The sequence below is a fragment of the Pseudomonas sp. GW456-12-10-14-LB2 genome (genome assembly GCF_002884345.1).
Taxonomy (GTDB): domain Bacteria; phylum Pseudomonadota; class Gammaproteobacteria; order Pseudomonadales; family Pseudomonadaceae; genus Aquipseudomonas; species Aquipseudomonas paraglycinae.
Genome location: NZ_POHV01000026.1, coordinates 87,823 through 94,363, shown reverse-complemented (window position 1 = coordinate 94,363; position 6,541 = coordinate 87,823). Strand labels below are relative to the sequence as shown.

The 6,541-nt window shown below is 61.9% G+C and carries 6 protein-coding genes; 5 read left to right on the top strand and 1 reads right to left on the bottom strand.

What is annotated here, in order from left to right:
- Positions 1-173 precede the first annotated feature (173 nt).
- The 4 genes from C1X29_RS18790 (at position 174) to C1X29_RS18775 (ending at position 3,196) form a co-directional block, all read left to right on the top strand.
- The gene (locus C1X29_RS18790) at positions 174-1,499 is read left to right on the top strand and encodes an APC family permease (RefSeq protein ID WP_085745286.1); all 1,326 of its coding nucleotides are present in this window, start codon (positions 174-176) and stop codon (positions 1,497-1,499) included.
- Positions 1,500-1,575: 76 nt separating this feature from the next.
- A complete protein-coding gene (locus C1X29_RS18785; RefSeq protein WP_085745285.1) occupies positions 1,576-2,001 on the top strand; it encodes an NUDIX domain-containing protein in 426 nt (141 codons plus the stop codon).
- Between the two features lie 23 nt (positions 2,002-2,024).
- Positions 2,025-2,663 carry a LysE family translocator gene (locus tag C1X29_RS18780; RefSeq protein ID WP_085745284.1) on the top strand — a complete coding sequence of 213 codons (639 nt, stop codon included), beginning with the start codon at positions 2,025-2,027 and terminating at the stop codon, positions 2,661-2,663.
- Between the two features lie 2 nt (positions 2,664-2,665).
- A complete protein-coding gene (locus C1X29_RS18775; protein WP_085745283.1) occupies positions 2,666-3,196 on the top strand; it encodes a GNAT family N-acetyltransferase in 531 nt (176 codons plus the stop codon).
- On the opposite strand, the gene metR is transcribed toward C1X29_RS18775, so the two are convergent.
- Positions 3,180-4,097, bottom strand: a complete 918-nt coding sequence (gene metR / locus C1X29_RS18770) for a transcriptional regulator MetR (RefSeq protein ID WP_102718081.1) — start codon at positions 4,095-4,097, stop codon at positions 3,180-3,182. The two genes, C1X29_RS18775 and metR, sit on opposite strands and share 17 nt — an antisense overlap.
- A gap of 111 nt (positions 4,098-4,208) precedes the next feature.
- Here metR and metE point away from each other — a divergent pair, with 111 nt between their 5' ends.
- Entirely contained in the window at positions 4,209-6,521 is a 2,313-nt protein-coding gene (gene metE, locus C1X29_RS18765) for a 5-methyltetrahydropteroyltriglutamate--homocysteine S-methyltransferase (protein WP_102718080.1), read from the top strand.
- The last annotated feature ends 20 nt before the right edge of the window (positions 6,522-6,541 follow it).

Sequence of the window (6,541 nt, the reverse complement as noted above, 5' to 3'; positions counted from 1 at the left end):
CATGGAGATCGGCTCCCTTTCCCCCTCGCCCCCTTGGGGGCGGTCCGACGTTTCGGGAGGGCTGGGGTGAGGGGGTAAGGATCTCCAGTCGAACAAAAAAACAAGCAACACCCGAAACATTCGCCGAACTCGGCCTCTGCCATAAATCCAATAAAATCCGGAGTAAGTCGCCCATGGCTCGTTTGCAACGCACCCTTTCGCTAGGGGCGGTGGTGCTGTTCGGCATCGCCTACATGACGCCGATCATTGTCCTCGGCACGTTCGGCATCCTCGCCCAGTCCACCGCCGGCATGGTGCCCGCCGCGTATCTGGCGGCGCTGGTGGCGATGTTTTTCACCGCCATGAGTTATGGCCGAATGGCCGCCGCGTTCCCGGTGGCCGGCTCGGCCTACAGCTACGTGCGCAGGGCCATCAGCCCGAAACTCGGCTTCATCGCCGGTTGGGCGGTGCTGCTCGATTATCTGTTTCTGCCGATGGCGATCTGGCTGATCGGCGCCGCGTACCTGGCTTCGGCGTTCCCGTCGATCCCGCAGTGGGTCTGGGTACTGGCATTCATCGGCATCACCAGCGCGATCAACATCATCGGCTTGAAACTGGCCAACGGCATCAACGCCTTGCTGATGCTGGTGCAGTTTCTGGTGCTGATCGCCTTCGTCGCACTGTGCGTGCATTACGTTGGCGGCGATGCCAGCACGCCGTTGTGGTCGATCAAACCGTTCTTCAACGGCGACATGCAGATGCCGCTGATCATGAGCGGCGCGGCCATTGCCTGCTACTCGTTTCTCGGCTTCGATGCGGTCAGCACCTTGACCGAAGAAACCCGCGATCCGCGCCGCACCATCCCTCGGGCAATCATGTTGATCACCCTGATCGGCGGGCTGATTTTTGTCGGTGTCTCGTACTTCGTACAGATCGCCCACCCCTCGTTCCAGTTCGACAGCGTCGACTCGGCGGCCTACGAGATTGCGCGCAACATCGGCGGCGACCTGTTCGTGTCGATCTTCCTGATCGGCCTGATCGTCGGTCAGTTCGCCTCGGGCCTGTCGGCGCAGGCCAGCGGTTCGCGCTTGTTGTTCGCGATGGGCCGTGATGGTGTGCTGCCCAAGTCGTTCTTCGGCACCTTGCACGAGCGCTTCGGCACCCCGGTCAACAGCATCCTGCTGTGTGCGGTGGTGGCCTTGCTGGCGCTGAAACTCGACGTGACCACCTCGACCTCGTTCATCAACTTCGGCGCGTTCCTGGCGTTCAGCCTGGTCAATCTGTCGGTGATTTTTCACTATTGGATCGGCGGCGAGAAAAAAGGCCTGCGCGAATTGATCCTGTTCCTGATCTTTCCGTTCATCGGCCTGGCGGCGGACTTGTGGCTGATGGTCAGCCTTGATCACCTGGCGGTGTATCTGGGCCTGAGCTGGCTGGCGATTGGCGTGGTGTACCTGGCGGTGCTTACGGGTGGTTTCCGCCGGCAGCCGCCGGAGATGGATTTCCAGGAAGCGACCTGAGGTTCCGGCCGAGTCTTTGCTCATGAACGGCGGGCGTGTGATGCTTGCCGTTTTTTGAGTCAAAGGCTTTCCGTTCATGTCGACCACAAATAATTCCATCATTCGCATTGCTGCCGCATTGCTGCTCAACCCCGACGGCCAGACCCTGCTGGTGCGCAAGCGCGGCACTACGGCGTTCATGCAACCGGGCGGCAAGATCGAACCTCATGAACTGCCGGTGCATGCATTGGCCCGTGAGCTGGAAGAAGAACTGGGACTGGTGATCGATCCGGCGCAGGCGAGCTTTCTCGGCCAGTTCTCGGCGCCCGCCGCCAACGAGCCGGGATTCGTCGTGCAGGCCGAGATCTTTCAGTTGACCATCGATGCTCAAGTGTTGCCGGCTGCCGAGATCGAAGAGGTGATCTGGATCGACCCGGCCACCGACGGCAATGTAATTCTCGCCCCATTGACACGTGACCTGATCCTGCCGTTTTATCGAGCCTCGCTGACCGCGATCGCCTGATCATTCGTGTAAAGGACTTCGTCATGATCCCGCTTCAAGACCTGCTGATTTTTGCCGCCGCTGCACTGCTGATGGTACTGACGCCGGGGCCGAACATGATCTACCTGATCTCGCGGTCGATCTGTCAGGGACGCCGTGCCGGGGTGACCTCGCTGCTCGGCGTGGTGGCGGGTTTCTTTGTGCATCTGTTCGCGGCGGCCGCCGGTTTGACCGCGGTGTTTCTCGCGGTGCCGATGGCCTATGAAGTGTTGAAGTGGGCCGGCGCGCTGTACATGTTGTGGCTGGCCTGGCAGGCGGTGAAACCCGGCGCCCGCTCGCCATTCGAGGCGCAACAATTGCCGGCGGATTCGTCGCGCAAACTGATCACCATGGGCTTTCTGACCAGCGCCCTGAACCCGAAAATCGCGGTGTTCTACCTCTCGGTATTCCCGCAGTTCATCACCCCCGAGCACGGCTCGGTGTTCACCCAGAGCATCATCCTCGGCCTGACCCAGATCAGCGTCAGTTTCAGCGTCAACCTGCTGATCGCGCTGTTCGCGGCGGGCATCGCGTCGTGGTTCGTCAACAACCCGACCTGGCTGGCGGCGCAGCGTTATTTCATGGGCTTCGTGCTGGGCGGCCTGGCCGTGCGGCTGATGCTTGAACAGCGCAAGGCCGCCTGAACATGTGGATCGAACGGCTGGACGCCAGTCATGCGCTGGCCTATCGCGAATTGATGCTGGAAGCCTATGACCGGCATCCGCAGGCGTTCACCTCCAGCGTGCGCGAGCGCGCAGTGATGCCGCTGAGCTGGTGGGAATCACGCCTGACCAGCAAGCTCGACGCGGTGTTCGGCGCGTTCGAAGACGGCCGGCTGGCGGGCATCGTCGGCCTGGCGTTCGAGCCTCGGGAAAAGGCCCGGCACAAGGCAACGGTCTTCGGCATGTATGTGTCGGCCGACTTTCGTCAGCGCGGGCTGGGGCTGAAATTGATGGAAGCGGTGCTGGGTGAAGCACAGCAGCATCCTGCGCTGAAAGTCATTCAATTGACCGTCACCGCCGGCAATGATGCGGCGTTTCAGCTGTACCAGCGCTGCGGCTTCATCCAGTTCGGCCTGGAGCCGATGGCGGTGCGGGTCGGCGAGGACTATTTCGACAAGATCCACATGTGGTGCCCGCCTTCTGTGCCGACCGCCAGCCTCAACGAACCGCGCTGACCCCCTCCAGGGTCGAGAACGAAGTGTCCTTGGCCGTCAGCAGGAAATCGCGCATGTACGGCGCGTCCAGCATGTCGGCGCGGATCGCCGCGTACAGCGTCGCGAACAGACCTTTCTCACCCAGCCGCTTGCCCTTCACGTAACCGCGCGAGCTGTATTCATGCAGCGCCCAGTGCGGCATGCCGCACACGCCACGACCGCTGGCCACCAGTTGCATCATCATCACCGTCAGCTCTGAGGTACGCACCTGCGCCGGTTCGATGTCGGCCGGTTCGAGGAAGCGGGTGAAGATGTCCAGCCGATCCCGTTCCACCGGGTAGGTGATCAGGGTTTCGGTCAGCAGGTCTTCGGGAACGATGTACGGTTTGCTTGCCAGCGCGTGCTGATTGGCGACCGCGAGCATGGCTTCGTAGGTGAACAGCGGCACGTAGGTGATGCCGGCGATTTCCAGCGGGTCGGACGTCACCACCAGATCCAGATCACCCCGGGCCAGAGCCGGCAGCGGGGCAAACGAGAAACCCGAAGCGAGGTCGAGTTCGACTTCCGGCCACGCATCGCGGAACTGGTCGATGGTCGGCATCAGCCACTGGAAGCAGCTGTGGCATTCGATCGCCATGTGCAGACGCCCGGCGGTGCCCCCGGCCAGACGCCCGATATCACGTTCGGCGGCGCGCAGCAGCGGCAGGGTCGCGTCGGCCAGTTGCAGCAGGCGCAGGCCGGCGCTGGTGAAGCGCACCGGTTTGGTCTTGCGCACGAACAATGGCATGCCCATGCGCTCTTCCAGTTCCTTGAACTGGTGGGACAGCGCCGACTGGGTCAGGTGCAGGCGGTCGGCTGCATCGACCAGGCTGTCGGCTTCGCGCAGGGCATGCAGGGTTTTCAGGTGACGGATCTCAAGCACCGCAGGCTCCATGAGGAAAATTTGTGATCAACACGAAAAGGTTGAGTTTGTCTCATGTTGCCCTGGCTGTCGACAATGGCGCCATCTTTTACGCAATGGAGAACACTCGACATGGCCGTGGCACACACCCTGGGTTTCCCGCGCATCGGCGCCGACCGTGAACTGAAAAAAGCCCTCGAAGCCTGTTGGAAAGGCGATCTCGATCAGGCCGCTTTGAATCAGGTCGGCCGCGAGCTGCGTGCCAGACACTGGCAACTGCAGAAGGATGCCGGCATCGACCTGCTGCCGGTCGGCGACTTCGCCTGGTACGACCAGGTGCTGACCCACTCGCTGACCTTCGGTGTGATCCCCGAGCGCTTCGACGGTGTGCGTGACGAGCGCGGCCTGCCGACCCTCGACACCCTGTTCGCCATGGCCCGTGGCGCCACGTCGTCCTGCTGTGGCGGCGAGCACGGCAAGACTCAGTACGCGCAAGAGCTGACCAAGTGGTTCGATACCAACTACCACTACCTGGTCCCGGAATTCAGCGCAGACCAGCAATTCAAGCTGAGCTGGGAGCAGTTGTTCGATGAAGTCGAAGAAGCCAAAGCCCTCGGTCACAACGTCAAACCGGTGATCATCGGCCCGCTGACTTACCTGTGGCTGGGCAAGGCGAAAGGCAACGACTTCGACAAGCTTGATCTGCTTGAGCGCCTGTTGCCGGTGTACAACGAAATCCTCGGTCGCCTCGCCGCACAGGGCGTGGAGTGGGTGCAGATCGATGAGCCGATCCTCACCCTCGACCTGCCGCAAGCCTGGAAAAGCGCCTTCGAACGCGCCTATCACATCCTTCAGTACTCGCCGCTGAAGAAACTGGTGGCGACCTATTTCAGCGGTCTGCAAGACAACCTCGGTCTGGCCGTCGGCCTGCCGGTGCAAGGTCTGCATATCGACGCCGTGCGTGCACCGGATCAACTGGGTCAGGTGCTCGATCGCCTGCCGACCTACAAGATTCTTTCGGTGGGTCTGGTCAACGGTCGCAACGTCTGGCGCTGCGAACTGGAGCAGGCGCTGGCACAACTGCAACCGGCGCAGGAGCGTTTTGGCGACAACCTGTGGGTCAGCAGTTCCTGCTCGTTGCTGCACAGCCCGGTGGATGTCGAGCGTGAAGACAAGCTCGATCCGGAACTGAAAAGCTGGCTGGCATTCGCCGTGCAGAAGTGCAGCGAAATCTCGGTTTTGCGTGATGCGCTGAACGACCCGCAAGCGCCGAAAGTGCAAAGCGCACTGGCCGAAAGCCGCGCGATTCAAGAAAGTCGCGCCCGTTCACCGCGTATTCACAAGGCCGCCGTGCAGGCGCGGATCGAGGCGATCAATGCCAGCGACAGCCAGCGTCATTCGCCGTTCGCCAAGCGCATCGCCGCACAGCAGGCGCGTCTGAAATTGCCGACGTTCCCGACCACCACCATCGGTTCGTTCCCGCAGACCGGCTCGATTCGTCTGGCCCGTCAGGCGTTCAAGCAGGGCAAGCTGTCGGCCAACGATTACCACGACGCCATGCGCAGCGAAATCCGCCACGCGGTACAGGTGCAGGAACGTCTGGGGCTGGATGTACTGGTGCACGGTGAAGCCGAGCGCAACGACATGGTCGAGTACTTCGCCGAGCAGCTCGACGGCTACCTGTTCACCCGCTTCGGCTGGGTCCAGAGCTACGGTTCCCGTTGCGTCAAACCGGCGGTGATCTACGGCGACCTCAGCCGTCCGAACGCCATGACCGTTGACTGGATCACCTACGCCCAGAGCCTGACGGACAAGGTGATGAAAGGCATGCTGACCGGTCCCGTGACCATGCTGATGTGGTCGTTCCCCCGTGAAGATGTGTCGCGCAAAGTCCAGGCGCAACAACTGGCGCTGGCCCTGCGGGACGAAGTGGTGGATCTGGAAAACGCCGGAATCAAGATCGTGCAGATCGACGAGGCGGCCTTCCGCGAAGGCTTGCCATTGCGCCGTGAACAATGGCAGGAATACCTCGACTGGGCGGTGGAAGCGTTCCGTCTGACAGCGTCGGGCGTGAAGGATGAAACCCAGATCCACACCCACATGTGCTACAGCGAATTCAATGACGTGATCAAGGCGATCGCCGACATGGACGCCGACGTCATCACCATCGAAACCTCGCGCTCGGACATGGAATTGCTCGAAGCCTTCGAAGCGTTCGACTACCCGAACGACATCGGCCCGGGCGTCTACGACATCCACTCGCCGCGGGTGCCGGACACTGCCGAGATGGTGAAACTGATGAGCAAGGCCGTGAAGCGCATCCCGGCGCAGCGCCTGTGGGTCAACCCGGACTGCGGCCTGAAGACCCGCGCATGGCCCGAGACCGAAGCGGCGCTGGTGAACATGGTGGCAGCGGCGCGGCAGTTGCGCAGTCAGTTGGCGTAACGGCAGCACCGGATGAAGAG

What these genes read in the sequence shown, in the direction of transcription:
- C1X29_RS18790 (WP_085745286.1), top strand. Translation starts at nt 174, where the DNA reads ATGGCTCGTTTGCAACGCACCCTTTCGCTAGGGGCGGTGGTGCTGTTC.
- C1X29_RS18785 (WP_085745285.1), top strand. Translation starts at nt 1,576, where the DNA reads ATGTCGACCACAAATAATTCCATCATTCGCATTGCTGCCGCATTGCTG.
- C1X29_RS18780 (WP_085745284.1), top strand. Translation starts at nt 2,025, where the DNA reads ATGATCCCGCTTCAAGACCTGCTGATTTTTGCCGCCGCTGCACTGCTG.
- C1X29_RS18775 (WP_085745283.1), top strand. Translation starts at nt 2,666, where the DNA reads ATGTGGATCGAACGGCTGGACGCCAGTCATGCGCTGGCCTATCGCGAA.
- metE (WP_102718080.1), top strand. Translation starts at nt 4,209, where the DNA reads ATGGCCGTGGCACACACCCTGGGTTTCCCGCGCATCGGCGCCGACCGT.